This is a genomic window from Proteus sp. G4415 (genome assembly GCF_963896075.1).
Taxonomy (GTDB): domain Bacteria; phylum Pseudomonadota; class Gammaproteobacteria; order Enterobacterales; family Enterobacteriaceae; genus Proteus; species Proteus mirabilis.
Window position 1 is genome coordinate 58,345 of the sequence record NZ_CAWQOK010000148.1, and the last position, 23,776, is coordinate 82,120.

19 protein-coding genes and 1 other RNA gene are annotated in these 23,776 nt (G+C 39.4%); 12 read left to right on the plus strand and 8 right to left on the minus strand.

Annotated elements, in window-relative coordinates; all coding sequences use genetic code 11:
* Nucleotides 1–11: 11 nt before the first annotated feature.
* Nucleotides 12–1,310 carry an ammonium transporter AmtB gene (gene amtB / locus AACU95_RS16270; RefSeq protein WP_004245076.1) on the plus strand — a complete coding sequence of 433 codons (1,299 nt, stop codon included), beginning with the start codon at nt 12–14 and terminating at the stop codon, nt 1,308–1,310.
* Nucleotides 1,311–1,353: 43 nt separating this feature from the next.
* Here amtB and tesB read toward each other — a convergent pair whose 3' ends face one another.
* Entirely contained in the window at nt 1,354–2,229 is an 876-nt protein-coding gene (tesB, locus tag AACU95_RS16275) for an acyl-CoA thioesterase II (protein ID WP_004245075.1), read from the minus strand.
* Nucleotides 2,230–2,523: 294 nt separating this feature from the next.
* Here tesB and ffs point away from each other — a divergent pair.
* An RNA gene (gene ffs, locus AACU95_RS16280) (signal recognition particle sRNA small type) lies at nt 2,524–2,620 on the plus strand.
* A gap of 399 nt (nt 2,621–3,019) precedes the next feature.
* Here the strand turns inward: ffs and AACU95_RS16285 are convergent.
* From AACU95_RS16285 to AACU95_RS16300, 4 genes are all read right to left on the minus strand, one after another.
* Nucleotides 3,020–3,223, minus strand: coding sequence for an HHA domain-containing protein (locus tag AACU95_RS16285; RefSeq protein ID WP_004245074.1), 204 nt, complete (start codon nt 3,221–3,223; stop codon nt 3,020–3,022).
* A 45-nt stretch (nt 3,224–3,268) separates the two neighbouring features.
* Entirely contained in the window at nt 3,269–3,631 is a 363-nt protein-coding gene (gene tomB, locus AACU95_RS16290) for an Hha toxicity modulator TomB (protein ID WP_004245073.1), read from the minus strand.
* A 657-nt stretch (nt 3,632–4,288) separates the two neighbouring features.
* Complete coding sequence (locus AACU95_RS16295) at nt 4,289–7,447, minus strand: efflux RND transporter permease subunit (protein ID WP_004245072.1); 3,159 nt, start codon at nt 7,445–7,447, stop codon at nt 4,289–4,291.
* 14 nt (nt 7,448–7,461) lie between these two features.
* On the minus strand, nt 7,462–8,652 hold the full coding sequence (locus tag AACU95_RS16300; RefSeq protein WP_004252545.1) for an efflux RND transporter periplasmic adaptor subunit: 1,191 nt from the start codon (nt 8,650–8,652) through the stop codon (nt 7,462–7,464).
* A gap of 125 nt (nt 8,653–8,777) precedes the next feature.
* Between AACU95_RS16300 and acrR the strand changes: the two genes are divergently transcribed.
* From acrR to mscK, 3 genes are all read left to right on the plus strand, one after another.
* Entirely contained in the window at nt 8,778–9,422 is a 645-nt protein-coding gene (gene acrR, locus AACU95_RS16305; RefSeq protein WP_004245070.1) for a multidrug efflux transporter transcriptional repressor AcrR, read from the plus strand.
* Nucleotides 9,423–9,450: 28 nt separating this feature from the next.
* Nucleotides 9,451–9,804 carry a DsrE/DsrF/TusD sulfur relay family protein gene (locus AACU95_RS16310; RefSeq protein WP_004245069.1) on the plus strand — a complete coding sequence of 118 codons (354 nt, stop codon included), beginning with the start codon at nt 9,451–9,453 and terminating at the stop codon, nt 9,802–9,804.
* Between the two features lie 124 nt (nt 9,805–9,928).
* Nucleotides 9,929–13,357: a mechanosensitive channel MscK gene (gene mscK, locus AACU95_RS16315; protein ID WP_012367484.1), complete on the plus strand. Its 3,429-nt coding sequence runs from the start codon at nt 9,929–9,931 to the stop codon at nt 13,355–13,357.
* Nucleotides 13,358–13,369: 12 nt separating this feature from the next.
* Here mscK and rsmS read toward each other — a convergent pair whose 3' ends face one another.
* Together rsmS and priC are read right to left on the minus strand one after the other, a co-directional pair.
* Nucleotides 13,370–13,525, minus strand: a complete 156-nt coding sequence (gene rsmS, locus AACU95_RS16320; protein WP_004245067.1) for a pleiotropic regulatory protein RsmS — start codon at nt 13,523–13,525, stop codon at nt 13,370–13,372.
* Nucleotides 13,526–13,536: 11 nt separating this feature from the next.
* On the minus strand, nt 13,537–14,079 hold the full coding sequence (gene priC, locus AACU95_RS16325; protein ID WP_036908352.1) for a primosomal replication protein PriC: 543 nt from the start codon (nt 14,077–14,079) through the stop codon (nt 13,537–13,539).
* Nucleotides 14,080–14,216: 137 nt separating this feature from the next.
* Between priC and apt the strand changes: the two genes are divergently transcribed.
* From apt to yjiA, 7 genes are all read left to right on the plus strand, one after another.
* Nucleotides 14,217–14,768 (plus strand): adenine phosphoribosyltransferase, encoded by a 552-nt coding sequence (gene apt / locus AACU95_RS16330; protein ID WP_012367485.1) that lies wholly within the window; start codon nt 14,217–14,219, stop codon nt 14,766–14,768.
* 227 nt (nt 14,769–14,995) lie between these two features.
* Nucleotides 14,996–16,972, plus strand: coding sequence for a DNA polymerase III subunit gamma/tau (gene dnaX / locus AACU95_RS16335; RefSeq protein ID WP_161737118.1), 1,977 nt, complete (start codon nt 14,996–14,998; stop codon nt 16,970–16,972).
* 54 nt (nt 16,973–17,026) lie between these two features.
* Nucleotides 17,027–17,356: a YbaB/EbfC family nucleoid-associated protein gene (locus tag AACU95_RS16340; protein WP_004245060.1), complete on the plus strand. Its 330-nt coding sequence runs from the start codon at nt 17,027–17,029 to the stop codon at nt 17,354–17,356.
* Nucleotides 17,356–17,961: a recombination mediator RecR gene (recR, locus tag AACU95_RS16345; RefSeq protein WP_004245059.1), complete on the plus strand. Its 606-nt coding sequence runs from the start codon at nt 17,356–17,358 to the stop codon at nt 17,959–17,961. Before AACU95_RS16340 ends, recR begins: the two co-directional genes overlap by 1 nt.
* Before the next feature lie 450 nt (nt 17,962–18,411).
* Entirely contained in the window at nt 18,412–20,562 is a 2,151-nt protein-coding gene (locus AACU95_RS16350) for a carbon starvation CstA family protein (RefSeq protein ID WP_004245058.1), read from the plus strand.
* 64 nt (nt 20,563–20,626) lie between these two features.
* Nucleotides 20,627–20,833 carry a YbdD/YjiX family protein gene (locus AACU95_RS16355; protein WP_004245057.1) on the plus strand — a complete coding sequence of 69 codons (207 nt, stop codon included), beginning with the start codon at nt 20,627–20,629 and terminating at the stop codon, nt 20,831–20,833.
* 22 nt (nt 20,834–20,855) lie between these two features.
* The gene (gene yjiA / locus AACU95_RS16360) at nt 20,856–21,833 is read left to right on the plus strand and encodes a GTPase (RefSeq protein ID WP_017628278.1); all 978 of its coding nucleotides are present in this window, start codon (nt 20,856–20,858) and stop codon (nt 21,831–21,833) included.
* A gap of 172 nt (nt 21,834–22,005) precedes the next feature.
* On the opposite strand, the gene AACU95_RS16365 is transcribed toward yjiA, so the two are convergent.
* Complete coding sequence (locus AACU95_RS16365) at nt 22,006–23,328, minus strand: L-cysteine desulfidase family protein (RefSeq protein ID WP_004245055.1); 1,323 nt, start codon at nt 23,326–23,328, stop codon at nt 22,006–22,008.
* Between the last annotated feature and the right edge of the window lie 448 nt (nt 23,329–23,776).

Genomic DNA, 23,776 nt, shown 5'->3' on the forward strand with positions numbered 1-23,776 from the left:
GGAGCTAACAAATGAAACGATTTATTAGTTATTTTTTTACGTTAGCACTTACATACTTTTTATTACCTCAGTTAGCTATTGGAGCCACCACAATAGACATAGATAAAGCGGACAACAGTTTTATGCTGATCTGTAGTGCATTGGTGTTTTTTATGACTATTCCCGGTATCGCACTCTTTTATGGCGGGTTACTACGCAGTAAGAATGTATTATCACTAATGACGCAAGTGATGTTGATTTTCAGTGTAGTGATTATCCTTTGGATTATGTTTGGCTATAGTTTGGCGTTTACTGCTGGAAATAAGATTTGGGGTGGGTGGTCACTTACTTTTCTCAATAATATTTCAGTCGATTCTGTTGCTGGTGAAATTAATCAATATGTGCATGTTGTATTTCAAGGCTCTTTTGCGGTGATCACCGTGGCCCTGATTGTTGGCGCATTAGGTGAACGTATTCGTTTTTCAGCACTGCTTATCTTTACTGTTATTTGGTTTACTTTTTCATATATTCCCATTGCCCATATGGTATGGGGAGAAGGTGGTTGGCTTATCGATGATGGAGCATTAGATTTTGCGGGAGGGACGGTTGTCCATATTAATGCCGCTGTAGCAGCGCTTGTTGGTGCTTACTTACTAGGTAAACGAGGTGATTATCAACATACTGCGATTAAACCACATAATTTACCTATGGTCTTTACTGGTACAGCGGTACTTTATATTGGTTGGTTTGGTTTTAATGCAGGCTCTGCAGGGAGCGCTAATGGTATTGCTGCATTGGCGTTTTTAAATACAGTTGTAGCTACCGCAGGTGCAGTTCTTGCGTGGACATTTGCTGAATGGCTAGTGAGAAGGAAACCTTCTATGTTAGGTAGTTGTTCAGGATGTATTGCGGGATTAGTTGCTATTACCCCAGCCGCGGGAACCGTAGGCCCTATTGGTGCTTTGGTTATTGGTATTATTGCTGGCATCATCGGGCTTTGGGGGGTTGTGGTTCTTAAACGTTGGTTAAAAGCAGATGATGTCTGTGATGTTTTTGGTATTCATGGTACTTGTGGTATTGCGGGCTGTTTATTAACGGGCATATTTACGGCTTCCTTTTTAGGGGGCATTGGTTATAGCGAGCATATGACGTTAGGTAAGCAAGTGCTAACTCAATTATTTAGTGTTGTGATTACGCTTATTTGGTCAAGTGTTGTGGCTTACATTGCCTTTAAAATTGCCGATAAGCTAGTGGGATTGCGTGTCTCACAAGAAGAAGAGCATGATGGATTAGATATAACCACTCATGGAGAAAGAGCGTACGAGCAGTAATGGTCTATTCCCCCTCAACTGAGGGGGGAATATTCTCACTGCGTTATTTGTTTGATTTTATTCGTTTTTGACGGATAACACCTTCTTGAACAGAAGAGGCAACTAGTTGCCCACTCATATTAAACATTTTTCCTCTCACAAATCCGCGACCACCTGAGGCTGATGGACTTTCAATAGCATAAAGTAACCAGTCATCAACACGAAATGGGCGATGGAACCACATGGAATGATCGATGGTAGCCACTTGTAAACTCGGATCCATAAAACCTAAACCATAAGGTTGCAGTGAGGTGGGTAAAAAATCAAAATCAGAGATATAACCTAATAAGTATTGGTGTAGGAAAGGATCAGATGGCATTTCTCCGCGACTACGATACCAAACATAACGTTCCGCAGGTGCTTTCTCATAACCAAACGGGCTAAAATATTGCACGGGGCGTGCTTCAAAAGGTGTTTCTCTTAATGCGAGTGTTCTTAGCGGTTCGGGTAATTTTGGGGCAAGTTTTTTCAATATCTCATCTTGAGAGATCAAATCATTTGGAAAAGGGACTTCAGGCATCATATCTTGATGTTCAAAGCCTTCTTCAAACTCTTGGAAAGAGACGGTCATATAAAAAATAGGCTTACCTTGTTGAATAGCACTGACGCGACGAGTACTAAATGAGCCACCATCACGGATAGATTCCACATCGTAAATAATAGGCTTATGGCTATCACCAGGTCGTAAAAAATAGCTGTGAAATGAATTAACATAGCGATTATCAGCAATTGTTTGTTTTGCCGCATAAAGAGCTTGGCCAACAACTTGTCCACCAAAGACTTGTGGTAAACCTAAATCTTCACTTTGACCTCTAAATAGGCCTTCTTCTATTTTTTCAAGCTCCATTAAGTTGATAAGTTTTTTTAATGCCTGGCTCATAGTTTACCTATATATCATCGGATAGATTATGTTTTATAGTTTTGATTATATACAATCCGCTATCGGATAAAAAAATAATCTGCTGTTTATATTTTGCTAAAAATGCCGTAACACCTTATTTGATAGGGGAGCAATCGCGATATTAGCTAATAGAGGGTATAAATTGAAAGAATTTGGCAAAGCATAAGGCCTTATTGAGTAATTTATCAGCACTTGGTCTGGCTTTCCTTGCTATTTGGATAGCTTTAAAAGATAATGCATATCGTCTTAGCAATAAGACAATCTATGGGGTCTTGTTGGTTCTCCCGCAACACTAACTTGTTAACTCGGTCAGGTCCGGAAGGAAGCAGCCATGGCAGGTGTCGTGTGTGCCGGGATGTCGCTGGCAAGGCCCCACCCAATTTCTGCATTGCAATCCCGCTATTTTTTATCCAGTTACTTTCTTCATCGTAATCGTATCGTTGAACGTTTGCATCTAAACATATTTCTATTTACATATTGTTTAATTAATAGTTTTTTTAACTATATTTACTCTCAATATGGGTTTGGTGAATTAATAAGAAACAGAATGCCTTTCACCTATTATCGCCTACGCGTTATAGATGAATAATAAGAGAAGTTGTAAGAATTATGCCGTCATGCCGTTATAAGCACGGCATGATAGTGTGTAATCATTTTACTTATTAAAAAAGCATGAATAAAACGATACCTAAAAATAAGAACTATTAACCCAATTACTATAAAGAGATAGTAAAAATAAGAGGATACTAATGGTTACTTGCTAATACGATTATCTTACAAATTTCCAAACAGATGCTGGGATCTTGTCATAAAGTTTGTTCATGGTTAGCTCTGCTAAGCGATGGTCTGCAGCTGAATAAAATAGCTCTAACTCATCATCGGTCAGTTCATATTTGTTCTTTTCAATCACTCTTTCAAGGGTTTCGATTGAGGTGCATTTTCTTAAACGCATTAGATAGTCTGTTTTAGTCATGTTGTCTTTTCTCTATAATTTAAATAAAACTAAAGGTAATTTAATTTACTTGATATAACTTTTAGGATTTTTATCGATAAGCGTTAACAGTGAATAGTTTAACTCTTTCCAATTATTCAATTCCGAGTAGGAAATGGAGTCACTACCGAATAACCGATAAGTCTCTTCTATGCACTCTTCCATTAAAGTGTTAATAGCGTGTTTATCAGGATATTTTATCTTAAACAGCCAACTAAAGCCCATAATGTGATCAATTAGGGCATTAAGGTCAACGCTTTTTGTGCTACTTAGATCATTGTTCCAAACTGCGGTACCTTTATCTAATGAGCTTAATGCTTGCTGTAATAGCTCTTCACATAAAAATGACAATTCAGCTAAATCTATTTTTTCTGGTGAATATTCGTCCATAGCTTATTGTGACTGAATTATGCTAAAGAAACACTAATAATTAATACTGATAAATTAGCTATTAATGAAGCTTGCGGCTTAATTCAGTAATGAATTAATTAAACAATCTTAAAATAAACAGCAACTTTATATTTTATTCATATACCAATAATGTTTAATAATTGTTTTTATTATTTCTACATAGTAATGGTGTAATTTGAAAAAGGTATTTAAATACGAAACTACATTCAATGCAAGTTGAAAAAGTGTACAAAATAAAAGTACTGTACGCTTAATATAGCACTATTATTGCATAAGTCACTATCTGAGCGATAGAAATTTGTCTATTTTCGTAAAAATTTAGTTGAGAAGCGTAAAAGTAAGGATAATTAACTTGATGATTATCCTAGTATTTGTTTGCTAAAAATGTCTTATATCGCTAAATAGTCTTGGTGATAAGCTGATATTAATAAAAAATAGTGCGTTAAATTTGACAAAAAGTCATATATAAGAAAAAAATTAAACTGATTTATTGATTAGGGATATGTTTTTCTTTAATTGATAACAATATAAAGGGGCGGGATTAACACGAAAAATTAAAATAAAACAAAAAGGCCGCTAAGCGACCTTTTTGATGGGTAGCCAACAAATTATGTTGGCTGTGGTATAGCATAATGATTACTTAGTTTGGTGCGGATAGTTTGGGTGCTCTAAGTCTTCGTTTTTCTTCGCAAACCTTCTGCGGATCACAACGAAGAAAATAGGAACAAAGTAAATAGCAAGGGATGTCGCGGCAATCATACCACCGAATACCCCTGTACCTACTGAGTTTTGCGCACCGGAGCCTGCACCGTTACTTAATACCAGAGGAATAACCCCAAGCATAAAGGCTAACGATGTCATTAGAATTGGACGTAGACGCATTCTAACGGAGTCTAACGTCGCTTCTACTAGCCCTTTACCCTCTTTTTCCATTAAGTCTTTGGCGAATTCGACAATCAATATGGCGTTCTTCGCCGATAACCCAATGGTGGTAAGTAGCCCAACCTTAAAGTAAACGTCGTTTTCAAGCCCTCTCAATGTAGTAAATGCTAATGCACCAATGACCCCTAAAGGTACGACTAACATAACTGAGAAAGGCACTGACCAACTCTCATAGAGTGCCGCCAAACAAAGGAATACTACAATTAATGAAATAGTATACAGTGCTGGCGCTTGGTTACCTGATAGACGTTCTTGGTATGACATACCCGTCCACTCGTAGCCAATACCACTTGGTAATTTGCTGGCGAGTTGTTCCATCATTAGCATTGCATCACCACTACTTTGTCCTGGTGTTGCACTACCTTGGATCTGGACAGCTGGTAAACCATTATAACGCTCTAAACGTGGTGAGCCATATAACCAAGGATCTTTACTAGTATCAATGAAGGATGAGAAAGGCACCATCTGACCCGCATTGTTACGAACATAAAGATTAGCAATATCTTGTGGCAACATGCGGAATTGTGATTCTGCTTGAACGTAAACTTTCTTCACACGACCACGGTCGATAAAGTCGTTAACGTAGCTACCACCAAACATCGTACCTAATGTTGAGTAGATATCACTGACCGCAACACCTTGAGCTTGTGCTTTTTCTAAGTCGATATAAAGACGATACTGAGAGGTATCTTCTTGACCGTTAGGACGCACACCCGTCAACATTTGTGGCTCTTGTGCTGCCATTCCAAGCAATTGGTTTCTTGCTTCCATGAGTTTTTCGTGTCCCAGGTTGGCATTATCGATTAACTCGAATTCAAAACCACCTGCAGAGCCTAACTCAACAATCGCTGGAATATTAAAGGAGTAAACAAAGGCTTCTTTAATTTGAGAAAGAGCTTGGTTAGCACGACCGACAATAGCAGGGACTTTGTCTTGGTCTGATTTACGCTCATCCCAATCATTTAATACGACGAAAGCAAGCCCCATGTTTTGACCTTGACCACCAAAACCAAAGCCGCTGACGGTAAAGACCGACTTAACCACATCTTTTTCTTTAGTATTAAAGTAGTCATTGACTTGTGCTAATACGTCTTGAGTTTGCTCTTGGGTTGATCCAGCGGGCAACTGAACCATTGTCAGTAATACCCCTTGGTCTTCTTCTGGTAAGAAAGACGCCGGTAAACGCACAAACATAATTGCCATAGCAGCAACAAGTAAGACGTAGATCAGTAAGTAACGACCTGTACCACGCAGTGTACGAGAAACACTGTCTGTATAGTGGTGACTACTTTTTTCAAAAACGCGGTTAAACCAACCAAAGAAACCTGTTTGTACACCATGGCTGCCTTTCGGGATTGGTTTTAACAATGTCGCACAAAGTGCAGGGGTTAAAATCAATGCCACGAAAACAGACAGCACCATCGCTGATACAATAGTAACTGAGAACTGTCGGTAAATCGCACCCGTTGAACCACCAAAGAATGCCATTGGAATAAATACCGCAGATAACACGAGGGCAATACCCACCAATGCACCTTGGATTTGTCCCATAGACTTACGTGTCGCTTCTTTAGGTGACAGTCCTTCCTCTTGCATCACACGTTCAACGTTTTCTACTACAACGATAGCATCATCAACCAGTAGACCGATGGCTAGTACCATCGCGAACATCGTCAAGGTGTTTATCGAATAGCCAAACGCGGACAATATGGCGAAAGTCCCTAATAATACGACGGGCACAGCAATGGTTGGGATTAATGTAGCACGGAAGTTCTGTAAGAACAGATACATGACTACAAACACCAGCATAATGGCTTCAACGAGCGTTTTAACCACTTCAAAAATAGAGATCTTAACAAATGGTGTTGTATCGTAAGGATAAACGACCTCTAATCCAGAAGGAAAGAATGGCTCCATATCAGCAAGTGCCGCACGTACTGCTGTTGCGGTATCAAGGGCGTTAGCACCTGTTGCCAGTTTAATACCAATACCTGCTGCAGGTAAGCCATTAAAGCGAGCAATCGTGCTGTAGTTTTCAGCCCCCATCTCAACAATACCCAGATCTTTTAGCTTAACCTGTGAACCGTCTTGATTGACTTTCATCAGAATATCAGCAAATTGCTCAGGTGTATTAAGTCGAGTTTGCGCAATGATAGATACATTTAAACGCTGACCAGGCACTGGTGGCGTACCACCTAATTGACCTGCCGCCACTTGGTTATTTTGCGATTTAATCGCATTAATAACATCAAGTGTGGTCATGTTATATTTCACCAGTTTATCTGGATCTAACCAAATACGCATCGCGTATTGTGTACCAAATAACTGCGTTTCACCCACCCCTGTGACACGGCTTAATGGATCTTTAATTGTTGCACCTACATAGTCGGCGATGTCATCTTGTGACATCGAGCCATCACCAGAGATAAAACCTGCAACCATTAAGAATGAACTAGAAGATTTATCGACACTAATCCCTTGTTGTTGTACTTCCTGAGGTAAAAGAGGCATTGCCAATTGCAATTTATTTTGCACTTGGACTTGCGCAATATCAGGGTCAGTACCAGCTTCAAAGGTCAGCGTGATATTCATCATACCTGCAGAATCACTGGTTGAAGACATATAAACCATGTTATCGATACCATTCATATTCTGTTCGATAACTTGGGTTACAGTATTCTGTACCGTGGTTGCATCAGCTCCTGGATAGACCGCAGAGATGGAAATCGCTGGCGGTGCAATCGTTGGATATTGTGCAACAGGCAGTTTGATGAGTGCCAAAAGACCAGCAAGCATGGTAATTATGGCAATTACCCACGCAAATATTGGTCTGTCTATAAAAAACTTAGGCATAGATCATCGACTCCTTATTGAGGATCCTTCGCTGGTTCAGATTTTTCAGTTGATGCTGTTGCATCTAAATTTTCTTCTTGTGGCGTAACCTTCATTTCAGGTTTTGCTTTTTGTAGCCCCGAAACGATAACGCGGTCACCAACCTGAACACCACTATTCACTAGCCACTTATTACCAACTGCTTGTGATACTTCAATAGTACGCACTTCAACCACGTTGTCTTTATTAACGACCATGGTTGTTGCTTCACCACGAGGAGTACGAATAACAGCTTGTTGTGGGATCAAAATAGCATTTTGACGAATACCATTTTCTAATTTTGTACGAACAAACATACCAGGCAGTAATTCACCTTTAGGATTAGGTACGATTGCACGCATAGTGATAGAGCCTGTGGATTCATCAACGGTCACATCAGAAAATTCTAAATGACCTTTTTGAGCGTAGGATTGACCATTGGTTAAGGTTAAGTGAACAACAGGTTTACCTTGCTCTTGACGAACAATGCCACTTTCAATTTCATTTTTTAATTTCAGATAATCTTCACTCGATTGTGTCACATCGACATAAATCGGATCGATTTGCTGAACGGTTGTTAAAGCCACTTGCTGACCAGGTGCAACTAATGCGCCTTCTGTTACCGTTGATTTACCTGAACGGCCAGAAATTGGTGCGGTGACTTTGGTATATTCAAGATTAATTTTTGCATTAGTCACTGTAGCTTCAGCTGCTTTTACTGCAGCAACAGCTTGAGCGTACTGAGATGTTGCGGTATCAAAATCTTGTTTACTGACATAATTGGTGCCGAGTAGAGGTTTATAGCGCTCTACAGTTAGGCGAGCAATTTCAGCATTCGCTTTCGCTTTTGCTAAATCAGCTTGAGCACTGTTTAATGTAGCTTGAAAAATAGCAGGATCGATTTGGTACAAAGATGTTCCTGCTTCTACATAACTACCTTCGGTGTAATTGCGTTTTAAGATGATGCCGCCAACCTGAGGGCGAACCTCTGCGATACGATAAGCAGATGTACGACCAGGTAAGTCTGTTGTGATAGTCAGTGGTTTCGCATCTAATGTAACAACACCTACAGCAGGAGCAGGAGGTGGACCTCCAGCAGACTGATTTTTGTCGCCACATCCAGCAATAACCAAGCTGCCTGAAAGCACTAACAGAGCCAGAGGCAAAACCCCTCTGTTTTTTCGCATAAGAAAACCTCTATTCAAAAGTTGTTTCCCGGGATAAAAAATAATTAAGTTGATGAATGATTGCGATGTATAGTACAAACATACATGAATGTATGTAAATTAACTTCAGTCAAAATCGAGGAATAATGGCACGAAAAACTAAACGCCAAGCACAAGAGACAAGACAGCAGATTATTGATGCTGCACTTAGGCTATTTACTGTGCAAGGTGTTTCTGCCACATCACTTTCAGATATTGCAACCGAGGCCGGAGTAACTCGAGGTGCAATATATTGGCACTTTAAGAATAAAGTGGATTTATTTACTGAAGCGTGTGAACTCACCGACTTAAAAATAGAATCATTAGAATTAGAGTATCAATCAAAATATCCAGATGATCCACTATTTGTATTAAGAGAATTGCTTATTTACATATTGACATCAATTGTCGAAGATCCGAAACATAATGCACTTCTAGAAATATATTTCCATAAGTGCGAATTTGTTGGTGAAATGACACCAATTGTTGAAATTCGCCGAGAATTATGTGCAGCCGATTACTCTAGAATAGAGCAATCTTTATCTCGCTGTATCGAAAAAAAACAACTCCCAGCCAACCTTGATTTAAGAAGAGCTGCGATTATGTTAAGAGCTATGATGACAGGGCTTGCTGAAAATTGGTTATTTTCACCAGAAAGTTTTTCTATTAAAGAGGAAAGTCAATATTTGGTTGATAGTTTTATTGATATGATTAAGCATAGCGTAAATATGAGAATATCGGCGCTATCTTAATTTATTCTTAAACATAAGGAAGAAGTTCATGAGCAAAGTATTAGTGATTGCAAATGGTGCAGCATACGGTAATGAATCATTATTTAACGCACTGCGTTTATCTATTACTTTAAAAGAGCAACATCCAGAAACGCAATTAAATATCTTTTTAATGTCTGATGCGGTAACCGGTGCACTGGCTCATCAGCAACCCAAAGAAGGTTACAACCTCCAACAAATGTTAGAAATTTTAACGGCACAAAACGTCCCTGTTAAGTTATGCAAAACCTGTACAGATACTCGTGGTATCAGTGAATTACCTTTAGTGGATGGTGCTGAACTTGGGACATTGGTGGACTTAGCACAATGGACTCTCGACGCGGATAAGATTTTGACTTTCTGATCAATATTCTGTTTTCTCAGGGGAGAAACATCTAGGCGACTTGTTCTAATGACACTGCCAATTTCAAGTAATTGGATTATACTAAGAGGCAGTTTTTCAATATTCATTGAACAAGTTGCTCAATATGCGTGGATCTAACGTTTTTATTCGATTAAATCATTTTATTTCGACAATATTTATTGTCTCTATCCTCTTTGTTTTGTTAGGAAATATACTTTTTACCCCGGCTAAAGCAGAAACAGTCAGCAATAATTTACCCACCAAAGAAAGTATTCAAAACCAGCTTAATTTATTAAATAAACGTAGTGACTTAAGTGCCGAAGATAAACTCACTATTGGTGATCTAGAGCAGGCATTGCTACTTCTTGATAATATTCAACAACTAGAGAAAAAAGCAGACGACTATAATAAGACAGTAGAGCAATTACCAGAAAAGCTACGCAGTATTCAAAATCAATTAAGTCAATTAAAACAGAAAATAGCAAACAAAGAAGTTGATGACTACCGTCAATCTTTAGAGAGTCTACCGCTTGCAACTTTAGAGTCGCAATTAGAAGAGGTTTTACAATCCTTAGCGAAAGCACAGGAAGATTTAGCCAATTACAGTAATGAGCTTATTGTTTTACAAACGCAACCAGAAAGGGCGCAATCTGTTTTATTTAATAACTCAGAAAGATTGCAACAAATACGAATTGCATTAAATAAAAGCAGTGCAGATAAAGCTCAAATGCGATCTTCTTCTGTGCAACTTTTACAATTAGAACAATATTATTTGCAACAACAAAACAGTTTTCAAAAACGAACACTGCAATCTAATGTACAGCTACAAAGCTTATTACAATTACAGCGTGATTATAGTTCAGCCTATATTGACCTCTCTCAAGAGCATGCTCAACTACTGCAAGAGATCTTAAGTGATAAACGTTTAGACAGTTCAGAAGAGGTTGCCAAAGAGGCGCAGACGGCAGAGCTGAGTAATCAGGCGATTAAAAATAACGCTTTTTATTTAGCTCAAGCTGATATTAATAAAAAACTCAGCGATAAGCTGATTATTACTACACAAAATAATAATGAGTTAAATCGCCATAGTTTAATGGTCAAAAACCGCCTAGATAGAGCTATCCAATCAGAGCGCAATCTTAAAGAGCAAATTGATGTATTGAAAGGGAGTCTGTTGCTCTCTCGTATTCTATTTGAAGAGCAAATTGAGCTACCTGATGATATCTTTATCAATAAGTTACCGGATAAAATTGCTGACTTACGTTTAGAACAGTTTGAAATCAATAAACAAAGAGATCAGATTTTTCAGCCGAATCTCTATATCGACCAATTAATGCAAGAGTACCAAGCCGCACATCCGGAAATTACTGATAAAAATGAGCTAAAAGAGCTACATAATGCATTATTACAACTGATTGATGCGCGACGAGATCTACTGGATAAGCTCAATAATCAACTGGGTAGCCAAATTTCTGAATCTATTAATTTACAGATGGATCAGCAACAGCTACGTAGTGTGGTGAGTTCATTAGAAAACACCTTAGCGCAACAAATATTCTGGGTAAGCAGTAATAAACCGATTAACCTCAGTTGGTTCTCAACCTTTCCAGATCAGGCAGTGGCTGAATTTCAAAGTTTTAAACTCAACTGGTCAAATGAAAATCTGTTGACCGGGGCTAAAAAATCATATCCTGTGCTGATTGCGCTAGTTTTGTTCAGTAGCATACTGATTTGGCAACGTAAAAAATTTGATAAGCAGTTTGATAAATTAAGTGCTGATATTAATAAGCTTAATAAAGATACGCAGTTACATACTCCATTGGCTTTAGGGATTGTTTTCTTAAAAACATTACCCCTTTCTTGTATTGTGTTAGCGATAGGATATTGGCTAATTAATAGCTTTAATGTGCAACAAGAGTTTATCTGGTCTTTTACTTGGCAGTTTGCGGTATTTTGGCTGATGTTTGAGTGGTCTTATCGTTTAATGTCGGATAATGGAGTGGCCGTTAATCACTTTAAGATCCCCCTAGAGCGAGTACAACAAAATCGTAAACGTTTATTACGTTTATCGCTTCCCATGTTGCCAATTATTTTACTTTCCGCTTATGGTATTAATAACCCATTATTGTTAGTGGGTGATGTGATTGGTCAATTAGTGACAATTATTTCACTCTTTTTTATTAGTCTGTGTGCATTACCTTTTTGTCGTGAAATGTGGCAAGAAAAGGGTAATCATGTTGTGAGAACGGTGGTTATCACCTTATTAACTTTCTCGCCTTTACTTTTAATGGGGTTAGTTATTTTTGGTTATTATTACACCGCACTACGTTTAGCCAATCGTTGGATTGATAGTTTATATCTACTTATGTTGTGGTTTATTGCTTACCACGCGAGTTTACGCGGCCTTACTGTTGCTGCAAGACGACTGGCGTATCGTCGAGCGCTAGAGCGCCGACAAGCGATGCTTAAAGAGAAAAAAGAGGGGGACGATAACACTCTCGAGCCAATCCAAGAGCCACCGATGGATATGGAGCAGATAAACCAACAATCATTAAGATTAACCACAATGATCTTATTTATTATCTTTGCTTCCAGTTTTTATGGTATTTGGTCTGACTTTATTACAATCTTTACTTACTTAGATGGTATTACGCTTTGGCATTATAATTTGCCTACAGAGTTAGGTAATGTGGTTAAAGCAGTGACGGTTGCTGACTTACTCCTCTCTTTTGCCATTATGGCTATCTCTTGGTTTATGATAAGAAACCTACCGGGTTTACTCGAAGTTCTTATTCTTTCAAGAATTAAATTACAGCAAGGCGCTTCTTATGCCATTACGACTATTCTGACCTATATTATTATTGCGATAGGTACAATTGTTTCGCTGGGGATATTAGGCGTAGCATGGGAAAAACTACAATGGTTGGCGGCAGCCTTAACGGTTGGTTTAGGGTTTGGTTTACAAGAAATATTCGCTAACTTTGTTTCAGGGATAATTATCTTATTTGAAAGACCGGTCAGAATTGGTGATACGGTGACAATTGGCTCTTATTCTGGAACAGTGAGTCGTATTCGTATCCGAGCAACCACGGTAACGGACTTTGATCGCAAAGAGGTTATTATCCCGAATAAAGCCTTTGTGACTGAACGACTGATCAACTGGACATTATCTGATACTGTCACACGTATTATCATTCAAGTCGGTGTTGCTTATGGTTCTGATCTGGATAAAGTGAAAACCATTTTAATGAAAGCAGCAAAAGATAATCCCAAAGTGATGACTGAGCCAGAGCCTGTGGTGCTGTTTACCGAATTTGGGGCTAGCACGTTAAATCATGAATTACGTTTTTATGTTAGAACGCTTGGGGATAGAAATACTGCTATCGACGAAGTCAACCGCGCTATTGATAAACTTTGCAATGAAAATGATATCAATATCGCGTTTAACCAATTAGAAGTGTATCTGCATAATAAACAAGGGGAAGAAGTGCAAGAAATAAAAAAAGGCCCTCTTGATGGTTCAACACCTGAAGCGAATACGCCATTTAATTAAATAGTAAGATGTTTAGTTAGCGGTTTGATTATCTCGTTTTTTCTCATAATCAACTCGTACAATTTCCAGTGCCTCAAGTACGGTGTTGGGATCAATATGATTGGTTTCAAATAAGTAAATCAAATCAACCGCTAACTGAACTGATTTAGGGGCATCTTTTAATTCCATTATGGCTCCGATTAATATTTATCTTCTTGTCGTTCAATACTCTTTTCTATAGAAACTAGGGCACTTTTACAACGCGCTAGGCGATTTTCAAGTGCAGCAATCTCTTTTTGTAATTCTTGTTGGCGTACAAAGCTTTGTGCTTGAGTTAAAGCAAGCTCTCTATCTTGGATCATCGACTGTAATCGGCGCTCGTAATCCTGATGTTGGGCAAGTTTTTGGTATAAATCGACACTTTTTTTGCGTTGACTAAGCTGGTTTTCTTGCTTTCTTAGTGTTTGTGTCGATAATTCACGAGTTAATGCTTCAATTTGTTGTAGGATTTGTGTTGCCAGAAACTTAACTTGCTGGCTACGTTGTGCCTCAACACAAGTTATTAACTGAGTAAAATTATCGCGGATCTGTTGCATATAACCACCAAGAGAATCACTGCGGTGGTGAAATAGTGCTGTGTCGAAGCAAGGTGCTGCAATTTTTTTGTTTGCAATTGGCGCTAAGGTTTCGGCGAGATTGTCGATCTGTTTTTTAAACAAACTCAATGGATCTGTTTTTTTCATTTGGGCTTTGTACCTGTTTTGCTAAAAACATGAATTGACTTAAAGCAACAAAAAAGAGTTGTTCACTGGCTTTCTGTTGCATTTTAACGGCATATTGCATAGATTCTATCGTTTCGTTTTTTATTATGGCACTGATTATGACTGCTAACGCGCAACAACTGCAATTTATTAAAGACAGCATTGAAACCATTCCTGATTACCCTAAAGAAGGGATCTTATTCCGTGATATTACGACATTACTGGATAATCCCGCGGCATATCAGGCAACGATTGATTTATTAGTTGAGCACTATCAAGGTCAGGGTATCACTAAAGTTGTAGGTACCGAAGCCCGCGGGTTCTTATTTGGTGCCCCTGTTGCTTTACGTTTAGGTGTGGGTTTTGTGCCAGTGCGTAAAAAAGGTAAATTGCCTCGTGAGACGCTTAGTGAAACTTATGATCTAGAGTACGGTACAGATACATTAGAGATCCATAAAGACAGCATTACGGATAAAGATAAAGTATTAATGGTTGATGACTTATTAGCAACTGGTGGTACTATCGAAGCGACTGCTCGTCTTATTCGTCGTTTAGGTGGAACTGTAACAGAAGCTGCATTTATTATCTGTTTACCTGATTTAGGCGGTATTGAGCGTCTAGAAAAAGAAGGGATCCATAGCTTCACATTAGTTAATTTCCCAGGGCATTAATGCTTTTTTAGTGTCAATCAGATGCTTAATGCATTTGCTGGTAAATGCCCATCATCGTGCGGGTGTATCAAAATGTATGACCCAATACATTGAGCCCGCACAATAGTCACCGCTTTAAAGTGTGTGGATAATTTCATCAATATCTCATTTGTTTCCTACAGATCTCGCTCAATAGGCTATCCCTGTGTTAGCATAGAGATAAATCTTGTTCATATTTAGCGGAATCAATGAGCTATCAGGTACTTGCCCGAAAGTGGCGCCCACAAACTTTTAACGATGTTGTCGGTCAACGTCATGTTTTGACCGCATTGGCTAATGGTCTTGATCACCAAAGGTTACATCATGCTTATCTTTTTTCTGGCACTCGCGGTGTTGGAAAAACGACGATCGCCCGTCTATTTGCTAAAGGGCTGAATTGCGAAACAGGCATAACCAGTAAACCTTGTGGTAAATGTGCTAATTGCCTTGAGATAGAGCAAGGGCGTTTTGTTGATTTAATAGAAATCGATGCGGCATCAAGAACGAAAGTTGAAGATACACGAGAGCTACTCGATAATGTTCAATATGCGCCGGCTCGTGGTCGTTTTAAAGTCTATCTTATTGACGAAGTGCATATGCTTTCTCGTCATAGTTTTAATGCGTTACTTAAAACGTTAGAAGAGCCACCTGAACACGTTAAATTCCTGTTGGCTACCACAGATCCTCAAAAACTACCTGTTACTATCTTATCTCGTTGTTTGCAATTTCACCTGCGGGCACTTGATGTTGACCAAATAGCGACACAGCTTGAGAAAGTACTATCCGCAGAACACATTGAAAATGATGTGCGAGCACGCCAATTAATTGCCCGTGCAGCAGATGGAAGTATGCGTGACGCATTAAGCCTAACCGACCAAGCAATTGCGAGTGGCGAAGGTATTGTAAGTACAGAAGTCGTTAGTCGTATGCTAGGCACGATTGATGATGCACAACCATTAGCACTGATTGAAGCTTTAGTAAAAGTAGATGGCCAACAAGTGATGTCGTTGGTTAATGAGGTTGCTTTAAGAGGAACGGATTGGGAAAACTTTTTAGTCGAAACGCTCTCATTATTACATCAAATTGCGATGTTACAACTTTTGCCGAGTGAAAATAATCCCCAAGAGCAATTTACACAAGAGCGTTTACGTTTATTAGCCAAATCAGTGTCGCCACAAGATTTACAACTTTATTATCAAACTTTATTAGTTGGGCGAAAAGAGCTGGCTTATGCGCCAGACAGACGTATGGGTGTAGAAATGACCCTTCTCAGGGCGCTTGCTTTTCATCCTAAAACTGTCATTGATGAAATCCCTACGGCTCCTTTAGCGCAAACATTGCCTTTAGCATCACAGCCGAATCAACAGCGAGTTGAAACATCGGCGCCTCAAGTGAGAAGCAATATGGCAACGGCGACACCTAAAGTATCACCGTCGCCAGAAAACAGTGCTACATTAGGAAATAGCCCTGCGGCACAACTGTTAAGAGCACGGCAAGCCATAAGGGGAGCCGAGCAAGAGACGCCACCAAAAAAGCCTCAACCGGCGACGCCTAAACAGGCTAAGCCGGCTGCTAGTGCATTAGAGCGGCTAGCAGCCGTCAGTGAAAAACGCCAGCAAAGGGTTAATGAAAAACGGTCATCTGTTGCAGTCGAGAAAAAGAAAAAAGAAGCTTATCAATGGAAGCCACAAAATCCACAGGCACAAGTAACTGAGCCCGTGGTCTCTTCACCGAAAGAGATCAAAGAAGTTCTTGAGTATGAAAAAACGCCTGAATTAGCCGCTAAAATTGCGCAAGAGTCGCAACAGCGGGACGAGTGGGCGGCGGAAATAGCTAAAATGCCATTGCCGAAGTTAGTGCAGCAGTTAGCGTTAAATGCCTATAAAGAGACGGTCGGTGAAGAAACGATCATTTTGCATTTACGCAGTAAGCAGAAACATTTAAATTCAGCAAATGCACTACGAACACTGACAAATGCGCTAAGTGAATTGCATGGAAAAGCAATTTCACTCACAATTATAGAAGATGATAATCTAACGGTTAAAACGCCGTTAGAATGGCGACAAGCCATTTATGAAGAGAAGTTGGCGTTAGCGCGTCAATCGATTACTACGGATAAAACCATTCAGACATTACAGCACTATTTTGATGCTGAATTGGATGAAGAGAGTATCCGGCCTGTTTAATCGCAACATGTTGTATATTTCTATACAGCGTAGCTTTTACAAAGAGAGACAATTATGTTCGGAAAAGGTGGTTTGGGCAATCTGATGAAACAGGCCCAACAGATGCAAGAAAAAATGCAGCAAATGCAAGAAGAGATCGCTAACTTAGAAGTCACCGGTGAATCTGGTGCTGGCTTAGTGAAGATCACTATCAATGGTGCTCATAATTGCCGTCGTGTTGAAATAGATCCTAGTCTGCTAGAAGATGACAAAGAGATGTTAGAAGATCTGATTGCTGCCGCCTTTAATGATGCTGCACGTCGCATTGAAGAGACACAAAAAGAGAAGATGGCATCAGTCTCTAATGGTATGCAATTGCCACCAGGCTTTAAGATGCCATTCTAATGCAAACTAGCCCTCTTCTTGAATCATTAATGGAAGCGTTGCGTTGTTTACCCGGCGTTGGACCAAAATCAGCGCAACGAATGGCTTTTCATCTGCTTCAACGTGATAGAAGCGGAGGAATGCGACTTGCACAAGCATTAACGCGTGCAATGTCTGAAATTGGTCACTGTTGTGATTGTCGAACATTTACTGAAGAAGAGCGTTGTACGATCTGTGCTAATGCTCGACGTCAGCAAAATGGTCAGATATGCGTAGTGGAAAGCCCGGCAGATATTCATGCTATCGAGCAGACAGGGCAGTTTGCAGGTCGATACTTTGTATTAATGGGACATCTATCTCCGCTAGATGGCATTGGTCCCATGGATATTGGCTTAGATAGACTTGAAGAGCGTCTAAGCCAAGAGCCTATATCAGAAGTGATTTTAGCCACCAATCCTACGGTGGAAGGTGAAGCTACAGCAAACTATATTGCTGAGATATGCGCTCAATATGATATTGCTGCTAGCAGAATAGCACATGGCGTGCCTGTTGGTGGTGAATTAGAAATGGTGGATGGTACCACGTTGTCACACTCTATCGCGGGACGCCAGAAGATCCACTATTAATACACAAAAGATTTAATAAAAAAGCACCTTGTTATCAATATAATGAGGTGCTTTTTTTTTGATTTTACTGTCACCTTGACTGATATTGTTAATATTGCCTCAATTATATTAATAATGACTATTTGTTGCTTATTTGTGATCTAAATCTCCCTTTTTTGTATAATAAAAAAGATTTTTTATGTAATTAATAGTTTTCTAACTTATTGATAGTCATAAATTTGTTATCTCGATCACAAAAAAAATACCTTTTAACATCAGTAAAACCACTCAACTGAGAAAATAGACCGCTTAACTCACTATATAACCGTTTAGCGATTTAATAACACTATTCATCAGACATTCTTCATATGATGTCACTGCGGGTCATTATTTTCATATTCGCTCAAATTATTATCAATTGTCCCGTACTACTCTTTGGCTGTTCGGTCTTGCCTGAAAAAAAGGTGTCTCATGAACAAAAATACATTTCTTAAGCACATACCTTGGGTGATCCTCGGGATTATTGGTGCTTTTTGTCTGTCAGTGGTTGCACTACGCCGTGGTGAACACGTCAGTGCATTATGGATAGTTGTTGCTTCTGTTGCGGTCTACTTAGTCGCTTATCGTTATTACAGTCTTTATATTGCTCAAAAAGTAATGAAGCTCGATCCTACTCGAGCCACTCCTTCAGTAATTAATAATGATGGTTTGAACTATGTTCCAACTAATCGTTATGTCCTCTTTGGTCACCACTTTGCCGCTATTGCGGGTGCTGGACCACTTGTTGGGCCAGTATTGGCTGCCCAAATGGGTTATTTACCCGGTACATTGTGGTTATTAGCTGGGGTGGTACTTGCTGGAGCCGTACAAGACTTTATGGTGCTGTTTATTTCGACGCGCCGTAATGGTAACTCTCTCGGTGAGATGATAAAGAAAGAGATGGGGCCTGTACCGGGAACTATCGCGCTGTTCGGCTGTTTCCTTATCATGATCATCATTCTTGCGGTGCTAGCCCTGATTGTAGTGAAAGCATTAGCAGAAAGTCCTTGGGGAGTATTCACCGTCTGTTCAACAGTACCTATTGCCCTATTTATGGGGATCTATATGCGCTATATTCGCCCAGGTCGTGTGGGTGAAGTTTCTGTTATTGGTATTGTTTTACTGATTGCCGCTATTTGGTTTGGTGGCGTTATCGCGAGTGATCCTTACTGGGGGCCTGCATTAACCTTTAAAGACACCACTATTACTTTTGGGTTGATTGGTTATGCGTTTATCTCTGCTTTACTGCCAGTATGGCTGATTTTAGCCCCTCGTGATTATTTAGCGACTTTCCTAAAAATTGGTGTAATTGTTGGTTTAGCTATCGGGATTGTTATTCTAAATCCTGAGTTAAAAATGCCAGCGATGACCCAATATATTGATGGTACAGGACCATTATGGAAAGGGGCTCTATTCCCATTCTTATTTATTACTATTGCTTGTGGTGCAGTTTCTGGTTTCCACGCACTGATTGCATCAGGTACAACGCCTAAATTGATCGCCAATGAAATGGATGCACGTTTTATTGGTTATGGTGCAATGTTAATGGAATCATTTGTTGCGATCATGGCGTTAGTGGCCGCCTCTATTATTGAACCAGGTCTCTATTTTGCGATGAATACACCGCCTGCCGGATTAGGCATTACAATGCCAAATCTGCATGAGTTAGGGGGTGAAAACACCGCAATGATTATGGATCAATTAAAAGATGTCACCGTACACGCGGCTGCGACAGTTAGCTCATGGGGCTTTGTTATCTCGCCTGATGAGATTTTACAAACCGCCAAAGATATAGGTGAGCCTTCTGTACTCAATCGTGCTGGTGGTGCACCTACATTAGCGGTGGGTATTGCTATGGTGTTCCATAAAATTTTACCTGCGGCGGATATGGGCTTCTGGTATCACTTTGGGATCTTATTTGAAGCACTCTTTATTTTAACGGCATTAGATGCAGGAACTCGTTCTGGTCGTTTTATGCTGCAAGACTTGTTAGGTAATTTTATCCCATACTTGAAGAAAACAGACTCTTTTATTGCTGGTGTTATCGGTACAGCAGGTTGTGTCGGTTTATGGGGTTATCTATTGTACCAAGGTGTTGTTGACCCACTGGGTGGTGTTAAGAGCTTATGGCCACTGTTTGGGATCTCCAATCAGATGTTAGCGGCTGTTGCACTTGTTTTAGGTACGGTCATCTTAATCAAGATGAAGAGAACGAAATACATCTGGGTAACCGTTATTCCTGCGGTATGGTTATTAATTTGTACAACATGGGCGCTAGGATTAAAACTGCTCAGTAATGATCCGCAAATGGAAGGTTTCTTCTATCTTGCTAATGAGTACAAAGCGAAAATCTTAGCCGGTGGGGCAGATCTTACTGCCGCAGAAATCACCAATATGAACCACATTGTGATTAATAACTACACCAATGCAGGTTTAAGTATTCTGTTCTTAGTGGTTGTTTACAGCATTATTTTCTACGGTATCCGTACCGCAATGAAAGCACGTAAAAATCCGAAAGAGTCAGCACAAGAAACACCATACGTACCTATGCCAAAAGATGTGAAGATATCTTCAGGTCATTAATCTTAGGCGAATAGGCTAAAAACCCCCGTACTCACTTAATGAGTGCGGGGCTTAGGAGAAACTTATGTTTGGTAATTTAGGGCAAGCTGGAAAATATCTAGGACAAGCCGCTCGTATGTTAATAGGTATTCCTGATTATGATAACTATGTGCAGCACATGAAGGACAACCATCCTGATAAACCAGTGATGACCTATAACGAGTTTTTCCGTGAACGTCAGGAAGCCCGTTATGGTGGCGGTGATGGTAAAGGTGGTTTCCGCTGTTGCTAATAATCTGTAAAGGAGACAAATAATGGAACCTATTGCAGTAACAATATTGACTGGCTTTTTAGGATCGGGAAAAACAACGCTTTTACGCCATATGCTTAATGAGGAGCATGGCTATAAAATTGCGGTGATTGAAAATGAATTTGGTGAAGTGCCTATCGATGATGAAATTATTGGTGATAGAGCAACACAAATAAAAACACTCACCAATGGTTGTATCTGTTGTAGTAAATCGAATGAGCTTGAAGATACTTTGCTCGATCTCTGCGATAGTCTTGATCGTGGTGACATTGTGTTTGATCGCCTAGTGATTGAGTGTACAGGGATGGCTGATCCGGGGCCTATCACACAAACATTTTTTTCTCATGAAGTGATCTGCCAACGCTATTTATTAGATGGCATTATTACACTGGTTGATACAATCCATGCTCAGCAACAGTTAGATCAATTTGCTATTGCTCAATCTCAAATTGGTTATGCGGATCGCATTCTATTAACTAAAACAGATATTCAACCTGCGAGCCAACAATTACTTGCTCGTTTAAGACGTATTAATGCTAGAGCGCCTACCTATACGGTGATCAATGGGAACATTGATTTAGCACTATTGTTTAACGTAAAAGGCTTTATGTTGAATGATACTTTAGAGATCAAGCAACCCCTGTTTCGTTTTCAGCCAGAAAAACAAGATGATATTCAGTCTATTGTACTAAATTTTGATTATCCCGTTGAGTTACAAGCAGTCTCTGATGTTATGGAGTCTTTGTTATTGAGCTTTGCCGATAACTTATTACGTTATAAGGGGATCTTAAATATTAAAGATAGTCCTAACCGGTTGTTATTCCAAGGAGTGCAACGATTATATAGCGCTGATTGGGATAGACCTTGGCAAGAGAATGAAACTCGTCAAAGCACCTTAGTCTTTATTGGTATTCATCTGCCTGAAGAAGAAATAAAAGCCAGTTTCGATGCGTTAATGCATAACACTAAAGAATATGAGTAATAGCGATTGTTTGAGAAAAGTGTTTGTTGGTAGTGATGTAATATCAGTAAGTAGTAAGCAGTAAATAGCAGTAACGAATATTAATCATACTCCTGGACTTGAGGAGGATCCTGTTCCTGGGATCTTATGTTTCACCCCATAATAACCATTATGGGGTGTTTTTTTATACTAATTAGCCATTAGCAACAGCTTTATATTCCATAATTTCAATAATTTGTACATCAGTATGTTGCATTGCTCGACTAGCTAATGCACAAAGATTCTCGATTGTCATATCAACATCATGAGTGACAATGCCGTCATTACCCGTCACACAGGTATCATCTAGCGCCATTAATACCGCTTTATAAGCGGCACTTGCTCCTGTCGACACTTTCATCGCACAACTGTTAGAGGCACCATCACAAATCACGCCACTAATATCGCCAATCATACTACTAATTGCCATTGCCATGGGTTCATAGCGTTCTTCCATTAACCACGCAATAGCACCAGCAGCTCCCATTGATGCGGTTGTTGCAGCACATAGTGCGGAGAGTGCCGGGAATTTGTGGTGAATATAAATGGCTAATAAATGTGAAAGCATTAATGCTCTTGCCATTTTTTCTTCACTAACCTGTAAATATTCAGCAACCACCACAACAGGCATTGTAGCTGCAATACCTTGATTTCCTGAACCTGAGTTACTCATTGCGGGGAGTACGGCACCGCCCATACGTGCATCAGAAGCCGCTGAAGTGCGGATCATAATTTCAGAAAGCAGATCTTTAGCTAACAAGCCACGTTGTTGCTGGCGTTGTAAGGTTTGACCAATATGCAAACCGTAAGTATTGTTCAAGCCTTCTTTTGATAATGCGTCATTTAATTGCGCCGATTGCAAAATAAAAGAAATTTCTTCTACAGGAGCTTGAGTAATAAACTGATAGATTTCTCGTGTGTTAGTGTTGGTTAAGGCTTGCTTAATTTGGCAAGGTGAGGCCGTTTGTTCAGATTGTGATGATAATTTATCAAGCACCACCTGACCATTATGGATAATTTTAACAATATTAGTATGATCACCTGCAATAATGACGGTGGCACTGTTTTCACCATCTTCAACGGTAACCTCAGAGTAAAGCACCTCTTGGCAGGCTTTTTTTATTGATACGCAGACAATGCCTGAATTTAATAGATTTTTACTCAACTCAACTTGTTCTGGTGTGGCATTTTTTAATACTTCTAGACCTGCTTCACTATCTCCAGCAACAGCCCCTAAACTAGCCGCAATAGATAATCCCACCATACCCGTGCCCGGTACAGTCACTCCCATTCCGTTTTTCATTAAGTTAGGAGAAACCTCTGCGCTAATACGGGTGATATTATGTTGCAGATAACGAGCTGCAGTGGCAGCAGCTAATGCAAGTGAAATGGGTTCGGTACAACCTAAAGCTGGCTTCACTTGTTGCTTAACAGCTTCAATTAATATTTTCCAGTAGGAAGATAATTGTTCTTTCATTGCATTATGTCCAATAAATAGTTTAATAATTCAAGGCGTTATATTGTAATTTTGATGCTTTGATCATACTGAATCTATTGGAGAAAATGTTTTCTGAATTTCCTAAGTGGGTGTAAATTTTGAGAAAAAAATACTATTTACAGATATTAAATTAGTAATATTTTATCTTGAATAAGTGAGGATTATTGAAGAATTTGATGTAGCAGTAATAGTCTCAAATCGAACAAAATAATTTCTTTAATGATAGTTGATGATTATAAATAAAAAACAATAGAATGAATGACTCATTCTATTGTTAGTATAATATCATACTTAATGTGGGCTAACTCAGAATAGTTAAATAAATGAACAGCCAGTGATGATGATAGCATCACTTACACTCATTATTTAACATAGTGAATATTATGACTTTTTGTAGCTTTGGTATAAGAATAATCTGGGGTTTTTT

What these genes read in the sequence shown, in the direction of transcription:
- amtB (WP_004245076.1), top strand. Translation starts at nt 12, where the DNA reads ATGAAACGATTTATTAGTTATTTTTTTACGTTAGCACTTACATACTTT.
- tesB (WP_004245075.1), bottom strand. Translation starts at nt 2,229, where the DNA reads ATGAGCCAGGCATTAAAAAAACTTATCAACTTAATGGAGCTTGAAAAA.
- AACU95_RS16285 (WP_004245074.1), bottom strand. Translation starts at nt 3,223, where the DNA reads ATGACTAAAACAGACTATCTAATGCGTTTAAGAAAATGCACCTCAATC.
- tomB (WP_004245073.1), bottom strand. Translation starts at nt 3,631, where the DNA reads ATGGACGAATATTCACCAGAAAAAATAGATTTAGCTGAATTGTCATTT.
- AACU95_RS16295 (WP_004245072.1), bottom strand. Translation starts at nt 7,447, where the DNA reads ATGCCTAAGTTTTTTATAGACAGACCAATATTTGCGTGGGTAATTGCC.
- AACU95_RS16300 (WP_004252545.1), bottom strand. Translation starts at nt 8,652, where the DNA reads ATGCGAAAAAACAGAGGGGTTTTGCCTCTGGCTCTGTTAGTGCTTTCA.
- acrR (WP_004245070.1), top strand. Translation starts at nt 8,778, where the DNA reads ATGGCACGAAAAACTAAACGCCAAGCACAAGAGACAAGACAGCAGATT.
- AACU95_RS16310 (WP_004245069.1), top strand. Translation starts at nt 9,451, where the DNA reads ATGAGCAAAGTATTAGTGATTGCAAATGGTGCAGCATACGGTAATGAA.
- mscK (WP_012367484.1), top strand. Translation starts at nt 9,929, where the DNA reads ATGCGTGGATCTAACGTTTTTATTCGATTAAATCATTTTATTTCGACA.
- rsmS (WP_004245067.1), bottom strand. Translation starts at nt 13,525, where the DNA reads ATGGAATTAAAAGATGCCCCTAAATCAGTTCAGTTAGCGGTTGATTTG.
- priC (WP_036908352.1), bottom strand. Translation starts at nt 14,079, where the DNA reads ATGAAAAAAACAGATCCATTGAGTTTGTTTAAAAAACAGATCGACAAT.
- apt (WP_012367485.1), top strand. Translation starts at nt 14,217, where the DNA reads ATGACTGCTAACGCGCAACAACTGCAATTTATTAAAGACAGCATTGAA.
- dnaX (WP_161737118.1), top strand. Translation starts at nt 14,996, where the DNA reads ATGAGCTATCAGGTACTTGCCCGAAAGTGGCGCCCACAAACTTTTAAC.
- AACU95_RS16340 (WP_004245060.1), top strand. Translation starts at nt 17,027, where the DNA reads ATGTTCGGAAAAGGTGGTTTGGGCAATCTGATGAAACAGGCCCAACAG.
- recR (WP_004245059.1), top strand. Translation starts at nt 17,356, where the DNA reads ATGCAAACTAGCCCTCTTCTTGAATCATTAATGGAAGCGTTGCGTTGT.
- AACU95_RS16350 (WP_004245058.1), top strand. Translation starts at nt 18,412, where the DNA reads ATGAACAAAAATACATTTCTTAAGCACATACCTTGGGTGATCCTCGGG.
- AACU95_RS16355 (WP_004245057.1), top strand. Translation starts at nt 20,627, where the DNA reads ATGTTTGGTAATTTAGGGCAAGCTGGAAAATATCTAGGACAAGCCGCT.
- yjiA (WP_017628278.1), top strand. Translation starts at nt 20,856, where the DNA reads ATGGAACCTATTGCAGTAACAATATTGACTGGCTTTTTAGGATCGGGA.
- AACU95_RS16365 (WP_004245055.1), bottom strand. Translation starts at nt 23,328, where the DNA reads ATGAAAGAACAATTATCTTCCTACTGGAAAATATTAATTGAAGCTGTT.